The sequence below is a fragment of the Candidatus Poriferisocius sp. genome, from assembly GCF_965204015.1.
Taxonomy (GTDB): Bacteria; Actinomycetota; Acidimicrobiia; order Acidimicrobiales; family Bin134; genus Poriferisocius.
In genome coordinates this window covers 1486517-1503988 of the sequence record NZ_OZ241965.1, presented here as the reverse complement: position 1 = coordinate 1503988, position 17472 = coordinate 1486517, and the positions used below count along the sequence as shown (strand labels likewise).

At 65.3% G+C, this 17472-nt stretch carries 19 protein-coding genes and 1 pseudogene; 8 read left to right on the top strand and 12 right to left on the bottom strand.

Going from position 1 to position 17472, the window contains the following annotated elements:
- Window positions 1-31: 31 nt before the first annotated feature.
- Together ACOGJC_RS06590 and ACOGJC_RS06585 are read right to left on the bottom strand one after the other, a co-directional pair.
- On the bottom strand, window positions 32-1381 hold the full coding sequence (locus ACOGJC_RS06590; RefSeq protein WP_419847714.1) for a PQQ-dependent sugar dehydrogenase: 1350 nt from the start codon (window positions 1379-1381) through the stop codon (window positions 32-34).
- Window positions 1378-2223 (bottom strand): acyl-CoA thioesterase, encoded by an 846-nt coding sequence (locus ACOGJC_RS06585; protein ID WP_419847713.1) that lies wholly within the window; start codon window positions 2221-2223, stop codon window positions 1378-1380. The genes ACOGJC_RS06590 and ACOGJC_RS06585 overlap by 4 nt, the downstream gene beginning before the upstream one ends.
- A gap of 95 nt (window positions 2224-2318) precedes the next feature.
- Here ACOGJC_RS06585 and ACOGJC_RS06580 point away from each other — a divergent pair, with 95 nt between their 5' ends.
- From ACOGJC_RS06580 to ACOGJC_RS06565, 4 genes are read left to right on the top strand one after another with little or no spacing between them, the layout of a single operon-like run.
- Window positions 2319-2816 carry a GtrA family protein gene (locus tag ACOGJC_RS06580; protein WP_419847712.1) on the top strand — a complete coding sequence of 166 codons (498 nt, stop codon included), beginning with the start codon at window positions 2319-2321 and terminating at the stop codon, window positions 2814-2816.
- Complete coding sequence (locus ACOGJC_RS06575) at window positions 2788-3417, top strand: class I SAM-dependent methyltransferase (protein ID WP_419847711.1); 630 nt, start codon at window positions 2788-2790, stop codon at window positions 3415-3417. Before ACOGJC_RS06580 ends, ACOGJC_RS06575 begins: the two co-directional genes overlap by 29 nt.
- 26 nt (window positions 3418-3443) lie before the next feature.
- Window positions 3444-4625, top strand: coding sequence for a DUF1214 domain-containing protein (locus tag ACOGJC_RS06570; protein ID WP_419847710.1), 1182 nt, complete (start codon window positions 3444-3446; stop codon window positions 4623-4625).
- A 47-nt stretch (window positions 4626-4672) separates the two neighbouring features.
- On the top strand, window positions 4673-5245 hold the full coding sequence (locus tag ACOGJC_RS06565) for a superoxide dismutase family protein (RefSeq protein WP_419847709.1): 573 nt from the start codon (window positions 4673-4675) through the stop codon (window positions 5243-5245).
- 14 nt (window positions 5246-5259) lie between these two features.
- Here ACOGJC_RS06565 and ACOGJC_RS06560 read toward each other — a convergent pair whose 3' ends face one another.
- From ACOGJC_RS06560 to ACOGJC_RS06545, 4 genes are read right to left on the bottom strand one after another with little or no spacing between them, the layout of a single operon-like run.
- Window positions 5260-5703, bottom strand: a complete 444-nt coding sequence (locus ACOGJC_RS06560; RefSeq protein WP_419847708.1) for a very short patch repair endonuclease — start codon at window positions 5701-5703, stop codon at window positions 5260-5262.
- A 35-nt stretch (window positions 5704-5738) separates the two neighbouring features.
- Window positions 5739-6818: a prenyltransferase gene (locus ACOGJC_RS06555; protein ID WP_419847707.1), complete on the bottom strand. Its 1080-nt coding sequence runs from the start codon at window positions 6816-6818 to the stop codon at window positions 5739-5741.
- On the bottom strand, window positions 6805-7557 hold the full coding sequence (locus tag ACOGJC_RS06550) for a class I SAM-dependent methyltransferase (RefSeq protein WP_419847706.1): 753 nt from the start codon (window positions 7555-7557) through the stop codon (window positions 6805-6807). The genes ACOGJC_RS06555 and ACOGJC_RS06550 overlap by 14 nt, the downstream gene beginning before the upstream one ends.
- Before the next feature lie 33 nt (window positions 7558-7590).
- Window positions 7591-8856 carry a glycosyltransferase family 4 protein gene (locus ACOGJC_RS06545; protein ID WP_419847705.1) on the bottom strand — a complete coding sequence of 422 codons (1266 nt, stop codon included), beginning with the start codon at window positions 8854-8856 and terminating at the stop codon, window positions 7591-7593.
- A 75-nt stretch (window positions 8857-8931) separates the two neighbouring features.
- On the opposite strand from ACOGJC_RS06545, the gene dtd reads away from it, so the two are divergent.
- On the top strand, window positions 8932-9369 hold the full coding sequence (gene dtd / locus ACOGJC_RS06540; protein WP_419847704.1) for a D-aminoacyl-tRNA deacylase: 438 nt from the start codon (window positions 8932-8934) through the stop codon (window positions 9367-9369).
- Here dtd and lnt read toward each other — a convergent pair whose 3' ends face one another.
- The 6 genes and pseudogenes from lnt to ACOGJC_RS06510 form a co-directional block, all read right to left on the bottom strand.
- A complete protein-coding gene (gene lnt / locus ACOGJC_RS06535; protein WP_419847703.1) occupies window positions 9370-10851 on the bottom strand; it encodes an apolipoprotein N-acyltransferase in 1482 nt (493 codons plus the stop codon).
- Window positions 10852-10858: 7 nt separating this feature from the next.
- Window positions 10859-12193 (bottom strand): protoporphyrinogen oxidase, encoded by a 1335-nt coding sequence (gene hemG, locus ACOGJC_RS06530; protein ID WP_419847702.1) that lies wholly within the window; start codon window positions 12191-12193, stop codon window positions 10859-10861.
- Complete coding sequence (gene hemE, locus ACOGJC_RS06525) at window positions 12190-13242, bottom strand: uroporphyrinogen decarboxylase (protein WP_419847701.1); 1053 nt, start codon at window positions 13240-13242, stop codon at window positions 12190-12192. Before hemE ends, hemG begins: the two co-directional genes overlap by 4 nt.
- A 192-nt stretch (window positions 13243-13434) precedes the next feature.
- A complete protein-coding gene (locus ACOGJC_RS06520; RefSeq protein WP_419847700.1) occupies window positions 13435-14127 on the bottom strand; it encodes a nucleotidyl transferase AbiEii/AbiGii toxin family protein in 693 nt (230 codons plus the stop codon).
- A 43-nt stretch (window positions 14128-14170) separates the two neighbouring features.
- Complete coding sequence (locus tag ACOGJC_RS06515; RefSeq protein WP_419848284.1) at window positions 14171-14827, bottom strand: hypothetical protein; 657 nt, start codon at window positions 14825-14827, stop codon at window positions 14171-14173.
- Between the two features lie 171 nt (window positions 14828-14998).
- A pseudogene (locus tag ACOGJC_RS06510) lies at window positions 14999-15163 on the bottom strand (transposase); the annotation flags it as partial.
- Between the two features lie 270 nt (window positions 15164-15433).
- On the opposite strand from ACOGJC_RS06510, the gene ACOGJC_RS06505 reads away from it, so the two are divergent.
- The 3 genes from ACOGJC_RS06505 to ACOGJC_RS06495 all read left to right on the top strand — a co-directional run bounded on the left by ACOGJC_RS06505 (window position 15434) and on the right by ACOGJC_RS06495 (window position 17350).
- Entirely contained in the window at window positions 15434-16132 is a 699-nt protein-coding gene (locus tag ACOGJC_RS06505) for a hypothetical protein (RefSeq protein WP_419847699.1), read from the top strand.
- Window positions 16133-16289: 157 nt separating this feature from the next.
- Window positions 16290-16976: a hypothetical protein gene (locus ACOGJC_RS06500; protein WP_419847698.1), complete on the top strand. Its 687-nt coding sequence runs from the start codon at window positions 16290-16292 to the stop codon at window positions 16974-16976.
- Between the two features lie 113 nt (window positions 16977-17089).
- Complete coding sequence (locus tag ACOGJC_RS06495; protein ID WP_419847697.1) at window positions 17090-17350, top strand: hypothetical protein; 261 nt, start codon at window positions 17090-17092, stop codon at window positions 17348-17350.
- Window positions 17351-17472 lie beyond the last annotated feature (122 nt).

The window sequence follows — 17472 nt, the reverse complement described above, 5'->3', positions numbered from 1 at the left end:
GCTCATTCTTGCATCCGAAAAATGACGCGTACTATCGAGCGAGCTCCAGCCGGTACACCGTGTCATCGAAGCTCAATACGTACAACTCGCCGGCCGCATCTTCGCCGAACGACACCAGCGTGCCACCGGGGACCGAGAGGTTGAGTTCCTCCCGGGTGACCACTCCTTGGCCATCGGTGGTCAACCCCCACAGGCGGCCCTGGCAGAAGTCGCCGAACACGTAGGTGCCCACCAGGCTGGGTATGGCCGAACCCCGGTACACGTGGCCGCCGGTTATCGAACAGCCCGTGTCGTGGTCGTACACGTGAATGGGGAAGTCCAAGTCTTCGGGAGTCTCAGTGCCGGAGAACCGGACGTTGCCCTCGAACAGCGGCCACCCCAGGTTGGCCCCTGGTGCCCAGCCGTCGGCCGCCCGTAGTACGTGGATTTCCTCCCACTCGTTTTGTCCCACATCAGCGATCCACAAGTCGTCGGTGGTTCGGTCGAAAGAGAACCGCCACGGGTTGCGAGCTCCGTAGTGCCAGATCTCGGCTCGCCCCCCGCCGTCGGCAAACGGGTTGTCGGTGGGAATGGAGTAGGCCGAATTGCCGTTGGCTTCGGGATCGATGCGGAGCATGGTGGCGAGCAGGGTGTTGAGATTCTGGCCTTGGTTGAACATGTCATCGCGGCCGCCGCCGTCGCCAAACCCGATCCACAAGTAGCCGTCGGGTCCGAAGGCGATATGGCCGCCATTGTGGTTGCAGGCTGGCTGGTCAACGCTCAGCACCGTCCGACCCTGGTCGCCTTGAACCCACTGTCCGCTCATGGGGTACTCCACGATCAAGCTGTCGCCCCTCAGGTCGGTTGAGCTCACATAGAGAAGCGATCCATCGGGGGAAAAGGCGATGCCCAACAGCCCCTCCTCGCACTCGGGATTGGTCTGGGCGCTGATATCCAGCACCATCTCGGGAGGTTCATCCCCGTCGGCGCTCATGAGCCACACCTGGCCCTCCCGGGTGCCCACGTAGAGGTCTCCGCTGGTGCCGCCGGTGCCCGGTCGGGCGACGAGCGCCATCGGATCGGTGAGCGACGCCACCGGGGTCAACACCAGGTTTGACTCCTCAGGCTGGTCGGCCACTGCGGTTGGTGCGTCCTCGCCTTGGTCGGAGGCCGAGCCGGTCGCAGGGGAGCCTGCCGGCTGATCTCCGGCAACGGTGGGGGCGTCGGCGCCTGATTGTTGAGCGGGGGCCGTCGTGGCTGCTGCACCAGCGGTGGCCGCAGCCGTGGGCATACTTGCCGGACCATCATCACGCTGGGCGACATCGTCGTTACCGCTACCGCAAGCGCTGGCCAGCAGAAAGGCCGCGGCCAGCACCGCTACCGCCCGGCAGCAGATGCTCATGGTTGTTTTCGCAGCGGTCGGATCAATCCCTCTTGCACCACCGAGGCCACCAGTTCGCCGGTGCGGTTCCACGCCGTGCCCCACGCCAAGCCCCGGGCGTTGGAGGCCGAGTTGGACACCTGGTCCAAAAAGATCCAGTCATCCATGCGCAGCGGCCGGTGGAACCACATGGCGTGGTCGAGGCTGGCCGCCTGGATGTCGATCTCGTTGCCCCGCACCGGCAGCGCCTTGGTGGCGGTGTCCAGCACCGTCATGTCGCTGGCGTAGGTGAACATGCAGGTGTGCAGTACGGGGTTCTCGGGCAGCGTGCCGGTGGCCCGCAGCCACACCTGCAAGCGGGGCTCTCGGCTCTGGCCCCGTTCGGCGGGCGAGCCGGTCACGTAGCGCAGCTCAATGGGGCGGATCATTCGGCCTTGGTCGTCCACCGGGAAGCCATCCCACACAAACGGCTCCAGTTCCTCAGGGTCGGGGATGCCTGCGGGAAGGTCGGTTTGATGCTCGAAGCCCTCCTCTTCTTTGTGGAAAGAAGCCGACATGGCGAAGATGGGCTGGCCATGCTGGATGGCGGTCACCCGGCGGGTGGTGAAAGAGCGGCCGTCGCGCACCCGCTCCACCAGATACACCAAAGGCGCCTCCACATCTCCGGGGCGGATGAAATAGGCCTGGAGGCTGTGGACCGAGCGATCTTCCACCGTGCGAGTGGCGGCCACCAGGGCCTGGCCGGCCACTTGGCCGCCGAACACCCGTTGGCGGTCTTCTTGGGGGCTGACTCCCCGGAAGATGTCCTTCTCGATGGGCTCCAGATCCAGCAGTTCGATGAGCGCATCTACCTCTGCCTGCATGACCGACTGATCCTACCGTCCGAGTTAGGCAAACTTTATGGCCTAGGACCGGGTGGTCGGATTTGAGAGGCGCTGGGGTACGCTTATTTCTCCCCATGTCGCTTCTTGACTCCACCCGCGCTCACGTCTTGGACAATTGGCGCCGCCTGCTGCGCTACTGCGGTACGTCGGCGGTGGGGGTGGTGCTGGGTCAGACCATTCTGCGGGTGTGCTACGACCTATTCGGCTGGTCGGGTCTGGTGTCCAATCTGGTGGCCTTCGTGATCGCCAACATCCCCGTCTATTTCCTGTACCGGGGGTGGGTGTGGGACGACAACGGCCCCACTCAGTGGGGTCGAGTGGTGCTGCCCTTCTGGCTGGTCTCGCTGGCTGGGCTGGCCCTGTCGTCGCTGGCTGTGGGCTTGGTAGACGCCGCCACCGACAACGGATGGTTCATCACCGCCGCGTCGGTGGGGGCATTCGGCACGGTGTGGCTGGTGAAGTACGCCGTGTGCGACCGCTATCTGTTCGGCACCCTAGTGGAAGGTGAAGGCCACTCTGAGCGGGCCCCCGAATTGGCAGGCGATGGAACCCAATCGGCAGGCGTTCGCTGAGGCCGCCCGGGGGTTCATGCCTCCCGACGAGGGGCTAGCTCTCCATCAAGCAGCGTGCAATTTGGAGGTTGCCGGGCCACTGCTCGAGGTGGGCAGCTACTGCGGCAAGTCGTCGGTATATCTGGGAGATGCCGCCCAGTCACAGGGCCGGGTGCTGTTCGCTTTGGATCACCATCGAGGGTCAGAGGAGAACCAACCCGGCTGGGAGTGGCACGAGCCCGATCTGGTGGACCCAGAGGTCGGGCTGATCGACACCCTGCCCCATTTCCGCCGCACCGTGTACGAGGCCGGATTGGAGGGGAGCGTGGTAGCGCTGGTGGGCCACTCGGTGGCCATCGCCCAAAACTGGTCCACCCCGCTGGCCTTCTTGTTCATCGACGGCGGTCACGGCACCGAGCCGGCCCACGCCGACTACGAAAACTGGGTGCCCCACGTGGCCGTCGGCGGGAGGCTGGCCATCCACGACGTATTCCCCAACCCCGCCGACGGCGGTCGCCCCCCCTACGAGATCTACTGCCGAGCCATGGAATCCGGCGCCTTCGCCGAGCAGCCCGCCACCGGCTCCCTGCGAGTCCTCACCCGCCACGCCCCCGGCATCTGATCAGGCACGCCACTAGCTTCAGGGTCGTGGATAACAACCAGAAACTGGTGTCGGGCGACGCGTGGCGGGACTTCTGCGATCGGTTGAAGGCCGCGGGCGATCGACTGCTGGGCGACGACTTTCCCGCGGGGGCGGCTGATCGGGCCGAGGGTTACCGGCACTTGGGTCGGCTGCTGATGCAGGGGTGGATCGAGCAGGTGGAGTTTGGCGATCGGGACTTTCCCGTGATGTACCGCCACAACGACGACGTGATGCGCTGGGGCGGGCCCAACGTGGACAACACCTACTGGCGGGCCCACGTGAGCGCCGAGCACTCCTATCAGATCACTGGGTGGCTGCCGCCAGGGGCGATGTTCGTGATCCAAAGCGCCCACGGCGAGATGCACCAGAACCGTCTGGGCATCACCGCCGAGCGCTCCAGCGACGACTTCGCCGTGGGTCCCGACGGCAGCTTCACCTTCATTGCCAGTGCCACCCCCCACGACGGCAACTGGCTGTCCATCGACGAGCACACCGACCACATCTCGGTGCGGGAGTACAACGTGGATTGGGGAGTCGACGAGCCGGGCCGATTCTTCATCGAGCGGGTGGGCAGCGAAGGCCAGCAGCCCGACCCGCTCGACCCAGCCCAGTTCGCCGACGGCTTGGACCGGGCCATGGCCTGGGCCGAGGACGCCCTGGTGTTCTGGAACCAGTGGATGGAGCGCAGCCGCCGAGCCGCCCCGCCCAACGTGTTCTACGGCCCCCGCTCGGTACCCGGCGGGGCCGACGCCATCGGGTACGGCGGCTGCTCCTACGAACTGGGGCCCGACGAGGCCCTGGTAGTGAGCTGCGACGTGCCCGACGCCCAGTACTGGTCGTTCATGCTCTACAGCTACGCCTGGTTCGAGTCGCTGGACTTCGCCAACCGCACCGTGAGCCTCAACAACGCCCAGATCGCAGTGGACCCCGACGGCCGATTCCGTATCGTGGTAGCCCATCACGACCCCGGCGTGCAGAACTGGCTCGACACCGAGGGCCGCCCCGAGGCCCTCATCACCTTCCGTTGGGTCCTAAGCACCACCATGCCCACCCCCGAGGGCCTCGTGGTCCCCTTCGCAGAGATAGACAACCACCTTCCCGACTTCGTGATCCGCGTCACCCCCGAACAACGCGCCGCCCAATTCGCCACTCGCCGCCAATCCCGCGCCCACCGCTTCCGCTGCTGAACTTCATTGGCGCGGTTGAGCCTGTAGCGCGGTATAGCCTCGCCCCCATGATTTCTTGGAGCACTTGGAGAATCCCTGCTCTTGTCGCCTGCCTCTTCTTGATGGCCGCGGCCTGTGGGAGCGACGACAACGAGCAGGATTACGAGGCTGACCGGGTTGGCACCTCAGCCTCGGCCAGCATTGTCAACCCCGATGGCGATGTCGTGGGCAGCGCCGAGTTTGAGCAGGGGCCGACAGGGGTACTGATCACGGTGTCGATGAGCGGCCTCACCCCCGGCGCACATGGCATCCATCTGCACGAAGTTGGTGCTTGTACTCCTGACTTCAAAGCCGCTGGTGGTCACCTCACGGCTACCGATGAAGCGCAGCACGGCTTGAAGAACCCTCAGCGCACGGTGGACAATCACGACAACGGCGACCTGCCCAACCTGTACGCGGCGGCCGATGGCATTGCCCAAGCGGAGTTCTTCACCTCGCTGGTGACCATTTCCGGCGGGTCAATGCCCTCACTGCTCGATGCCGACGGCTCCACGTTGGTCATCCACGAGAACCCCGATGACCACCTCACCCAGCCCATCGGCGGTGCCGGCGACCGTGTCGGCTGCGGCATCATCCGCTAACCAGCGAGCAGTTCTCAGCGATTCTCTTGCTCTAAGGCAGCGCGTACCGATCGCTCCACGGCGTCGGCGACGGTTTCGGGGTTTTCGTGCTCCCAGAAGCGCAGCACGGTCCAGCCGGCCTCCCGGAGATGGGTGTCGGTGTCTTGGTCGCGGGCGATGTTGCCGGTGATTTTGTTGGACCAGTATTCGGGGTTGGTGGACGGTTGGGTGTGATGTTCCGGGCAGCCGTGCCAGTAGCAGCCGTCCACGAACACCGCGATCTTGGCCTTGCGAAACACCAAATCGGCCGTTCGCCGCAACTCCGGTAGCGGCCGGGCCGCCACCCGGAAGCGCAACCCCCGCCGATGCACCGCGGAGCGAACCGCCAGTTCCGGCTTGGTGTCGCGGCTGCGGTTCCCCTGCATCGACTTGCGGGTCGCCTCTGAAGAAGCCCAAGACCCCTCCGGCAGCCCGCTCATGGGCCGATGGTATCTACACCCCGCACAGGGCGACCTCAGCCGATGGTGATTAGTTCGGGGAGGGTGCGGTGGTTGGAGAAGAGGGTGGAGGCGGGGGAGGCGCCGGATAGGGCGTCGGCGGCCAGGATGACGGCGGCGGCGGTGTAGCTGGTGCGCTCGTTGGCGGGGAAGTGGACCCGTTCGGGGTGGACCATGCCGGTGAAGTAGGAGCCGTCGTCGGCCCGCAGGTTTTGCACCCACTCGAACATTTCGGCGGCGATGTCTCGTCGGCCCACACCCAGATGGGCGATGACGCTTTCGCAGGTCTCCGCGGCGGTGACCCAGGGCCGGTCCGACACGCAGCGCACCCCGAGGCCGTCCATCACGAATGTGTCGAAGCGAGAGGCCAGCATGGTGCGGCCCTCTTGTCCGGTGACCACGCCGGCTAGAACGGGGTAGTACCAGTCCATGGCCCAACGGTGCTTAGGGGCGAATGCGTCGGGTTGGGTGCGGATGACATCGGCCAGCCGGGCAGCGCTCAGCTCCCAGTCAGGCCGCTCGTGGCCCAGTTCTTCGCCAGCAGCGATGGCCGCTCGCAGGCTGTGGCAGATGCTGGATGAACCGGTCAGCAGGGCGAACGACCACGGCGTGCCGTCGTTGTGGCGGGCCCAGCGGATCTCCCCTCGGGGGAGCTGCAAATCGAGCACGAAGTCCACCGCTCGCTCCACCACCGGCCACATCGACTCCAAAAAGCCCTGGTCGCCGGTACACAGGTAGTGGTGCCACACCCCGGCAGCCACGTAGGCCACGCAGTTGGCGTCCAGTTTGTCTTGCTCCACGCCGTCGGCCACGTAGTACTGGTGCCAGGCGCCATCGGGCCGTTGGTGGTCCGCCAGCCACTGGTAGGCCTGCTCGGCTTCGGCCCGGCGGCCCATCACGGTGAGAGCCATGGCCGCTTCCACGTGGTTCCACGGGTCGGCGTGGCCGCCGGGGAACCAGGGGACCATCCCGTTGGGCAACTGCCAATCGGCGATGCTGTCGGCCGTCTGTTCAAGATCGGATGCCGACAGAACGCCGGCCACGCAAGGCCCGGCAAGCTCGGTCTCCCTGTGGTTGTGGGGTTCAGACGGCGACAAGCTCGGTCTCCCTTGGACTGTGTGATCCTGGCTTCCGGCTATAAAGAACCAGGCTCTTGCCCAGCACTGGACTCAGGACTCGTTCGGCTATTTGGGTGATTCTTGGTTGGCGAACAATATCCCATTCCAAGAGCCGGCGATAAGCCGCCACCAGTCGGTGGTCGTCCCGGTTGGGGCCGACCGCGCACCGCAGCCACCAATAAGGGCTGTGCAACGCGTGGGCGTGGTGACCGGAGTAGGGGGCGAGGCCGGCTCGTCGAAGCCGGTGGCGCAGCTCACTCCGCCGGTAGATTCGCACGTGGCCGCCCACTGCCTTGGGGGCGTGGTACTCATCCGACAGTGCCCAGCACACCTTTTCGGGGAACCACGTGGGTACGGTCACCGCCAGCACCCCGCCGGGGCGCAGGATCCGGGTCAGCTCGGCCAGCGCCTGCTCGTCGGAGTCCACGTGTTCGAGTACCTCCGAGGCGATGACCCGGTCGAACGACTGGTCGGGGAACGGCAGACAGGTGGCGTCGCCCTGGGTGGCTTGGCATGTTCCGTGGTACTGCTCGCCAGCGTCGGACATGGCCGCGAACGTGGCCCGAACCTCAGCCAACTCGGCCGAAGCCAGATCGCAGGCCACCACATGGGCCCCCCGCCGGGCGGCCTCGTAAGCATGGCGCCCGAACCCGCATCCCAAATCCAGCAGCCGTTCTCCCGGTTGCAGGCCCAGGCGGTCGTAGTCAACAGTCAACATGGCTGATTCAGGAGCCGCCGTAGGTGATCGTGCCTATCGGTCAGGCTGCCACTCGTCCAGCAGGGCCCGATAGTGCTCTGCTGTCTGCTCCGCGGTGTGGTGCCAGCTCCACCGGCTAATCACTCGCTCCCGCCCGGCGGTGCCAATGCGGGCGGCCATGGCCGGATCGTCCAGCATTCGGCTCAGCGCGGCCGCCAACGCCTCGCTGTCGCCCGGGGGGACCGATACGCAGGTCTGGCCGTCGGGGCCGGCCACCTCGGGCAGGGCGCCACCGGTGGTGGCCACCAGCGGCGTGCCGCTGCACATGGCCTCGATGGCGGGCAGCGAGAACCCCTCATAAAGCGATGGCACCACCGCCACCGAGCTGGTGGCGTACAGCTCCACAATGCGCTCGTCGGTCACCCCGGAGATGAACTCGACCACCTGGCTCAGACCCAAGCTGGCAATGGCCTCCGCCGACGTTCCCCCTTCGCGGGGCTTGCCGATGACGATCAGACGCACGTCTCGCTCGGTGCGGAGCTTGGCCACCGCCTCAAGCAGGTAGCGCAGCCCCTTCATGGGCACATCGGCGCTGGCGGTGGTGATGATCTGCTCCGGCTTGCGTTCAACATCGGGCAAGGGTCGGAACTGCTCGGGGTCCACCCCCACCGGAACAACGTGCATGAGTCGGCGGGGCACCTTTTGGTCTCGGGCGATGTCGTCGCGCGACGACTCCGACACGGTAATGATGCGCTGGAGGCGTCGGGCCACCCTGGCCTGCATCCGGGTGAAGGAATACCACCGCCGCTTGCCCAGCCGCTCGATCGGGCTCCGGGCATGTTCGAGCTCCAGCTGGCGGTCGACAGTAATGGGGTGGTGGATGGTGCCCAATACCGGCAGCCCGTCTCGCTCGATGGCCAATAGCCCGTAACCCAGCGACTGGTTGTCGTGAACCAGGTCGAAATCCCCCACCCGGGAGCGCAACATCTGCCACGCCCGGATGGAGAAGGCCAGCGGCTCCGAGAAGGCGCCGGTCATGAACGAGCCTACTTCGGCGGCGTCGGCCCACGACTTGATCTCCCAGAATCCGGGCATCCGTCCGGGATAGGCGTCGTTGAAGATGTCGAGGCTGGGGAGCTGGTGCAGCGGCACCCGGTCGTCGAGAACCGGGTAGGGCTGTCCGCTCAGCACTTCTACATGGTGGCCGAGGTTGGTGAGCGCCCTACTCAAATGGTGGACGTACACCCCCTGTCCGCCGCAGTGGGGCTTGCCCCGGTACGACAAAAGGGCGATTCTCAGGGGTTGATCGGCCGGGGCCATAACCCCACAAGGCTCTCGGAATTCGGCGGGTTTGGCAAATGCTCAGCCGCCTTGACAGACCGCTATCTTTGCCCCGTGCGAGCGCTAGTGCAGCGGGCCGCTGAAGCCCGGGTTCGGGTGGACGGCGAGGTGATCGGGGAGATCGGCCCCGGGCTGTGCTGTCTAGTGGGCGTGACCCATGATGACGACGCCGACACGGTCAAGAAGATGGCTGGCAAGCTGTGGAACCTGCGCATCTTCACCGACGAGAACGATCACATGAACCTCTCGGTGGCCGACACCAGCGGCGAGATGCTGGTTGTGAGCCAGTTCACCCTCTACGGCGACATCAGCCGAGGCCGCCGCCCCTCGTTCTTGGGTGCTGCCGCCCCCGACCAAGCCGCCGGGCTGATCGACGAACTGGTCGCCGAGCTCCGCAACCTCGGCGCCACCGTAGCCACCGGCTCCTTCGGGGCCATGATGGCCGTCGAACTCACCAACGACGGCCCCGTCACCCTGATGGTGGAGGTCTGATCAACGGGTGTTGCGGCGGGGTGGGGTGGTGCTGCGCTGGTGGGCTGTCCAGGCGGCCAGCAGGGCGGCCACCGCGAGGGCGATCATGGGCCAGGGGCCAGCGCGGGTGGCGAGGGTTTGGCCGGTGCGGAGCTCGATTTCGGCTTGGATGATCTTGCGCTCGGAGACGGCGGTGCGCTGGTAGACGTTGCCGTCGGGGTCGACGAAGGCGCTGAACCCGGTAGGGGCCGACTGGACCACCCAGCGGCCGGTTTCCATGGCCCGCAGCCGGGAGCTGGCGATTTGCTGGGTCTGAACGATGGTGAGCCAGTAGCTGGCACCGTTGGTGGGGTTCAACAGCACCTCGCCGCCGTTGCCGATGGCATCTCGGGCCCGGTCTTCGAAGAAGATCTCCCAGCTTATGGACGCCCCGAGGCGGCCCACCGGGGTGTCCACCACCGCGGGGGTCTCACCCCGGCGCATGTCTCGGGCCGGCAGGTAGTCGGGGGCCAGCGGCTCGATCAGCGACCGCAGCGGCACGTATTCCCCGAACGGCACCAGCCTCACCTTGTCGTAGCGGTCTACAAGTGTTCCGTCGGGAGCGAACACCGCGGCGAAGTTGGCCGCCTCGGTGGCTGACACGTCCTCAACCACGCCGGCTATCACCGTGGCGTTGAGCTCTTGGGCCAGCTCGGCCAGACGGAGGCGCTCCTCGCTGTTGACGAACAAGCCATGCACGTCCACCACGTCCTCGGGCCACACCACCAGATCCACCGGGGGCTGCACCAGTTGGCTGGCTTCCAAGTGCCGTTCGAACACCACGCCTGGCTCGGTGTTGGCCGCCCGGGTTCGCTGAGGCCCGCCACCTTGCACGACGGCCACGTCGATGGTGCCGTTGGCTGATCCTCGGGGGGCCAGCGCGGCCCAGCCCCAGAACCCCAGTACCAATACCGCTAGGGCCAACGCGGCCTGCCAGCGGCGATCGAGTGTAGCGGCCAACACCATGGCGATGGCCGTACACACCCCCACCAGCAGCAACGGCCCGAGCACCCGCACGGTGGTGGCCCACGGGGTATCCACCTGGCTCATGGGCAGGGTGGCCAGCGGCACCCCGCCAAACGGCCACCGCCACCGAATCGCCCCGGCCAGCACCAGCAGGCCAGGCAGCGCCACCCACCGGCTCGGCCCCGGCGGACAGGCCGCCCCCGTCAGGCCGTACAGCACGGAGAACACCACGCACACCGCCAAATAGCCAGGCAGGGTGAAGTCCACCATCCAGAACGTGGCCGGGAACAGCCAGCCCGCTCCGAACCCGAATCCCCGCCACGCCCGGGCCCATATCGGCTGGTCGGCCAATAGGCGTTCGAAAGCCAGCAGCCCGACTAGGGCCAGCGGCCACCAGCCCCATGGCGGCATCGACAGGGCAACCAGCCCGCCGGCGGCTAAAGAGCCTGCCGCCGTCCACCCGCTGGTTCGGGCCCACACCGCCAGCCTTGGACTCATCGGCTGCTCATCGGGCGACCGCCCCGTCGGACACGCAGGCCCTTGCCGCTTGGCGCCCTTGATTGATGCAGGCCGGAATTCCCAACCCTCGAGCCCAAGCCCCGGTCACCCGCAACCAGGGGGCGTCTCGGGCCAGCGTTCGCTCGATGTCGGCCACCAAGTCGAGATGGCCGGGTCGGAACTGGGGCAGCGACCGCTCCCAACGGCTGATGCGTACCGTGTGGGGCTCGGCATCCAGCCCCATGGTCAGGGACAAGTCGTCGCTAACTGCCTCCAGCAAGGCGTCGTCGCCGAGGGCCAATGCCCGGTCGTCGCCATACCGGCCAGCCGACACCCGCAGTACAACCGTGTCAGCCGTCCCGACATGGGACCACTTGCTCGATGCCCACGAGCAGGCGGTGATGGTCCGGCCCTCAATCGCGGGCACCAGATAGCCCGAGCCCGCCATGGGGTGATCGACATCGGCGGCATTGAACGCCAGCGACACCAGCACCACCGAGGCATAGTCGATGCTGGCCAGCAACGTGGCTGCGGTCGGAGACATTGGGGCCACCAGCGCACTGGCCGCGGCCGCGGGGAGGGTCACAATCACTTGGTCAGCGTCCAGCTCGCCCAGGTCGACAACCGGGGACGACAGCCGCAGCCGGTGGCCTAGTCGGACGGCCAACTCATCGGTCAACCGCCCCACGCCGTCGGGCAGGGAGTAAAACACCGGCGCGTCGGGGTCGGCAGTGGAGGACGCGGCCAAACGGCTCAACTCCTGAACCAAGCTGGGGCCCCGAGCCGCGGCCTCGGCCAGTTGGGGCACCGCGGCCCGCACACTCAGGTCGTCGATGGAAGAAGCGTTGATGCCCCCGATCAGCGGGTCCACCAGCCGGTCGGCCACTTCATCTCCAAGACGGCGCCGGACCAGCCCGCCGACCGACTCGTCTTCGGCCAATGGCGTCCCGGCCAGATCGGGCTCCTGGCGAGCCCGGTTCACGCCATCGGAGGACACGATCCCGGAGGTGGCCAAGGCGTCGAAGTCCAGCGGAACCCCCAACACGTTGGGCTGGGGCACCGCCCGCAGCGCTCCCCGGGAGTACACGAACGCCGTCCGTTGGGCTGGCGACACCAGATCGGCGGCCAAGCCCAGTTCTTGGCAGAGCTCCACCGCCCACGGCACCCGAGCCAAGAACGCATCCGCTCCTTCATCCACCGGTTGCCCAGCCAGCTCAGAGGTGAGAATGCGCCCTCCAGGCCGCTCGGCGGCCTCATACACCACCACCTCGGTGCCGGCATTCGCCGCCTCATAGCCCGCGGCGAGACCAGTAATTCCCGCCCCAACAATTGCGACCTTCACCGGGTGGCCCTGTACCCGTGTACCAGCTCGACGATCTGCTCCAATACCTCAGGATCGGTCTCGGGCAGCACGCCGTGGCCCAGGTTGAACACATGGCCCGGCTGTCCGGCGTTGCGATCCAGCACGTCGGTGGCCCGCTCGGCCACCACCGGCCACGGGGCCAGTACCGCGGCTGGATCCAGGTTGCCTTGCACGGCCACGTCGGGTCCCAGCCGCTCTCGGGCGTCGTCCAGGTGAACCCGCCAGTCCACCCCCACCACATCGGCCCCCGCCTTGGCCAGCAACTCCAGAAGCTCGCCGGTGCCCACTCCGAAGTGGATGCCCGGCGCCCCATCGTTGCGATCACCCAGCTCGAAGAAGATCCGCTGGCTGGCGGGCAGGACGAACTTCCGGTATTCGTCAGGGGCCAGCGCTCCTGCCCACGAATCGAATAATTGGAACGCCGCGGCACCCGCGTCAAGCTGCGAGCCAATGGAGGCGATGGCCAGATCGGCCAACCGATCCAACAGGTCGGCCCATAATCCGGGGTCGCTGTGCATCAACCGCTTGGTGAGGCCGTGGGTGCGCGACGGCCCCCCCTCCACCAAATAGGAAGCCATGGTGAACGGCGCCCCGGCAAAGGCGATCAACGGCACATCCAACTCGGCCACCAGGTTGCGGACGGTTTCCAGCACATACGGAGTGTCGGCCTCGGGGTCGAGCGGGCGCAGGCGATCGAGGTCACGGGCCTCGCGGAACGGGCGCTCCACCACCGGCCCCACCCCGGGCACGATGTCCACCCCGAACCCGATGGCGTAGGTGGGAACCACGATGTCGGAGTACAAGATCGCCGCGTCCACCCCGTAGCGGCGCACCGGCTGAAGGGTGATCTCAGTGGCCACCTCGGGGCGGGCGATGGTGTCCAGCATCGAGCCTTCCCCCCGCATGGCCCGATACTCCGGCAGCGATCGCCCAGCCTGGCGCATGAACCACACCGGCACCCGCTCCACAGGCAGCCCGCGGCAGGCCCGCAGAAAGGCGTCGTTGGTGATGGCTGCACCGTTGGCCACGCATAAACGGTACCGACATATGGGTTGGCCGGTGCCATTGCAGCCAGGTCTAGGCCAACACCGCCGGTGATTTGTGCCCGGCCTCCTCCAGGCCGCCATCGGCGCGGCTGAGGCTTTTTGAGCACTGTTCAATGTGACTCAATATGAAGGATGTCGGCATGAACGATGTCGATGTGATCTCGATGTGTCGCACTACTCGGTGGGGCCGAACTTCATTGGCGGGTCGAACGGCTTAGGGCGAGAAGCGCTGGGGAACTGAACTCTCATCTGGTAGAGGCGCCTTCGCAGAGCGGGCGTTCTGGCCTTGAGATAGGCGAGTGTGTCAGAGGACTGGTAGCCGAACACCCGATCAGGGTCTAGCTCTCCTGGGTTGTCGAGGAGGTTGATGATTCTCTCCAGGTCCTTCGACGCCGACGTGGTCCCATAGCGGCGCATATGGAAGAGGAGGCCGTCTTCAAGGGAATACGGTCCTGTTTCGTCTATGGCTTTGAGGTCGATGTAGTCACGCAGTTTGGGCCGATACATGATCACGTCCAGTTTGGTGGCCAGCAGGTCCGGCAGTGAAGCCACCCTCATGCCATCGATTTCAAGGGGTTTCTGCAAGGTGTTCTCCACTCCGGGGTTGGCTCCTCTCGGGGGTGGGCAAAACACCTGGACGGCTATGCCTAAGACTCTGGCATGGAGGATCCCTGATCCAGAGTCGATGACTTCGACATCGCCGGTTTCCCTCGTGAGCGATCTGGCGAGGTGGTCACCCGAGAACGGCTCGGCTGCCAGATAATCCAAGTCGAAGGATGTTCTATGCCTCAAATGAATGGCGAGCGCTGTTCCCCCCACCAGGAATCCGCCGATTTTCTTGACTGCTCGTCCCAGGATGGGCCACACGTCTCTTGCCGGTTCCGAGATGTGGTCGGCCCATCCGTCAATCTCAGGCAATGGATCTCTCCAAGATCGCCGCGTCGATTACAGAGGCGAGCGGGTCGATGTCGTATCCGCGCATCTCGCGACACCGCTGAAGCGACTCCACGGGCAGGCATCGAAGTGCCCACTCGCGGGCAACGCGATCAGGTCCGTCCAAGAGCGTGCATGCCACTTGGAATGCGTCCTCGGGGAGCCTGAGGTCGCCTGCGTGGGAGCCTGACCAGAACAGCCACCAGAACTCCGGCGGGACTTGCTCGGGAAGAGAGCGGTCTACAGGTTCAGGCCTTCTTGGCAAAAATGCCAGGGCGAGGATGCACTCATCATTGAGATCGAGGGACCACAGGGGAACCGTCAGCGAGCCGTATCCCCAGGCAACGCTCGCTTGTTCGCAGCAGGCGTACCCCCGTCTTGATAGGGCTTCCAGGCAACTTGTTGTGTGTTCGACGGTGAGCCCAGCAGCGCTGGCGATCTGCTCTGCCTCCGCTCCTCTGGCTCTGTTCCGCAGCACAGCCATAACGGTCCGCTGCCCGCTGGTCAGATCGGCGATGGGGTTGTCCTCGGGTTGGAGGGTGGCGGGCAGGCGGGCACGCATGGCCTCGGTCAGGTCGTGGTGCTGGGTGAGCAGGACCGCCAAGCGGCCCTCTCCTGGCGGCTGCTCTGTCATCTCCAAGGCAGCTGCGATGCGGCGCGATGCCGGAGCGGAGATGCCGAGCTCGCGCGCTAAAACTGGGGGGCGAATGTCCCAGGACCAGATCGCGGCCAGCCATTTGTCGAGCCCTATTTTCGATCTGTGCATGGCGGTGTCAGCCGTCGCGGTGAAGTCCCTCCGACAGGATCGGCACCGCCACTTCAACGGCGAGTCCTGGGACCTGACACTGGGATCGGCTGCACCGCACTTAGGGCATAGGACTCCAGCAGGCCAGCGGAATCCGACGAGATACTCTTCAGCGGAGGTCTCGTCAGCCGCCAGCGGGGACAGGACCCCAGCGACTGGTGACATGCCTTCATCCTACCAGTGTTGGGTTTTTATCGTTCAATAATCTGAGGTCGACAAGTGGGTTCAGCCAATGAACGAGCTTTACACGCAGCTCGCCGGTAACGTTCCCCGAGAAGCATTCCGCCGAACAGCGCGATTTCGCTGATGCCAACACGACCCGCTTGAACGACTCGGTTCCCGTCATGCCCAACGGACTGATGAAGGACAAAGACGGAGCCATCGGCGGGCAGCCGCAGTACGCCAGGCTGGTCACCAAACGGAAGGGGTGATGAGGTGTTGGGAACCAAACCCAAAAGGAAGCTCGCTCGACACATTGAAGCGAGACTGGCCAGCGTAGAGCAGAGCTTGCTGGATGACGATGTATGCCAAGCGCTGCTCCTCTGTATGACATTGGGTGATGATGTACGAACAGTGCCCCTGCGCGAATGGGCGAGACAGGAACTCGGTGGGTATGAACAAGGGTCCGCTGTTCCGGCGTATAGGACATTCGATCCGATTTGGTGTGTCAATCAGAGCTTCGTGCGCCCCGGGTATTCAGTCAGTAACCAGGTGGTCTGTCTTGATATCACCGAGCTAGCGAAAGCCCAAGCGGCCTTGGATGCCATATTCGCTGACAGCGGCTCAGAACCAATGAGCGTTTCCGAGCCCGTTGCAATTAACTGGCCACTTTCGGGGATCGACGACTTCCTGGCTTCTGGTAAGGACTCGTGGGACGTAATGCCTCCTTGGGGTCCGTCGGTTGTGAGCCGCATTTACCCGAATGACGGATCGTTCAAGGGGCATATCTTCCTCCCAATCAGTAGAACGCAGATAGCCGGGATGCGGGGGACAGCCCAAGTGGCAGCTATGGATTTCGTGTCTGAAGCTCGGGCACAAAGTCGTGGGCGCTTTGACTACGAATCCCTACAGCAGGCATTTACGGAAGTGGCCGCAACGTTTGGCATCATCGCCAAACGGATTGCCGCCGATTGACAGAAAGGGCCAGTCATGGACATCCGTTTGAGGGAAGTGAGTACCGGCGAGCCCGTGGACTGTTTGCCGACGACGGCGGCAACGAGTTCTACGAGTGCGCCCTTGCGCTGCCATAATCCCCGCAAAGCCAGAAGCACGGATGTATCGGAGGTTCCTGATGGGCTGGTTGCGAGACCGCAAGGAGAAGAGGGCGCGGAAAGCCCGCGAGGCTCAGGCAGCCCGCGAGGCCCGCGACAGGGCCGCCCGAGAGAAGGTCCGAGAGCGGGAGAGGGAGCGGCTGGAGTCGGAGCTCGCCATCGCCAATGACATCAGCGGTGCGTATGACGAATCCGACGGATGCCCCATCGTGCTCAAGAAAAACGAGCAGGTCATCGGGATCATTGAAGGGACTGGGCTAGTCGAGGTGAAAGCGGGGAAGACGCAATACCGCGGCGGGTCGGCGGGCACCAGCATCCGAGTTGCCAAAGGCGTGTCCCTCCGAGTGGGCCAGCACAAAGGGACCGTGTACCGCGAGCCTGAGATGCCCCGCTTGCTGTGTACAGGCGGAGCGTTCGTCGTCACTGACATGCGCGCCGTCTACGTCGGCCCGAAGTACACACGCGAGTTCGCGTGGAACAAGACGATCTCGATGACCGAGAGCACGGGCGAGGGCGGCGCGTGCCTGTTGATAGCGGTGAACAACAGGCAGAAGGTAAGCGGCGTGCTCACAGGCAGCAGTGCCGATGCCGTCGCGGGCAGGTGCGAGATAGGGATAGCCATAAGCAACGACAACCTCCCGCAGTTGGTGGCCGAGCTTGAGTCCGAGATAGCAGCGTTGGGCGAGGAATCCGAACAGCGGATCTGAAAAGGCATCGTTGGTGATGGCAGCACGGTTGGTCACGCCAAGATCACCAAGGCTCGCTGTGCTATCGCCCAACGCCGCCATTCCGGTATCGGCACCCCGCTACCATCGCCGGGGTGCGCAGGTCTATTGACGACTATCCCTTCGATCCGGCTGATCTCCCCCCCAGTGACGACGACGAGTTCTCGCCGGTGTCGTGGGCGGTGGCCATCGCCGACGACTACGAAGACGCCACCCCTAGGGTGGTGCTCACCATCGAGGAAGTGGGCCAGGCCGGCTATGGCCTGGTAGCCCACCTGCCCCCACCGCTAGCCCGTCGCCTGCGGGCCGCCATCGGCGACGCCCTCAAAGAAATCGGCGAGGCTGAGACTTCCTAAGCGCGTCGATTTCGGAGCGTTGATGTTGCCAGCCTCGGGGTGTGTGGCCAGCCTCGGGGTGTGTGGCCAGCCTCGGGGTGTGTGGCCAGCCTCCCAATGAAACCTGCGTAGCTACGATTGAC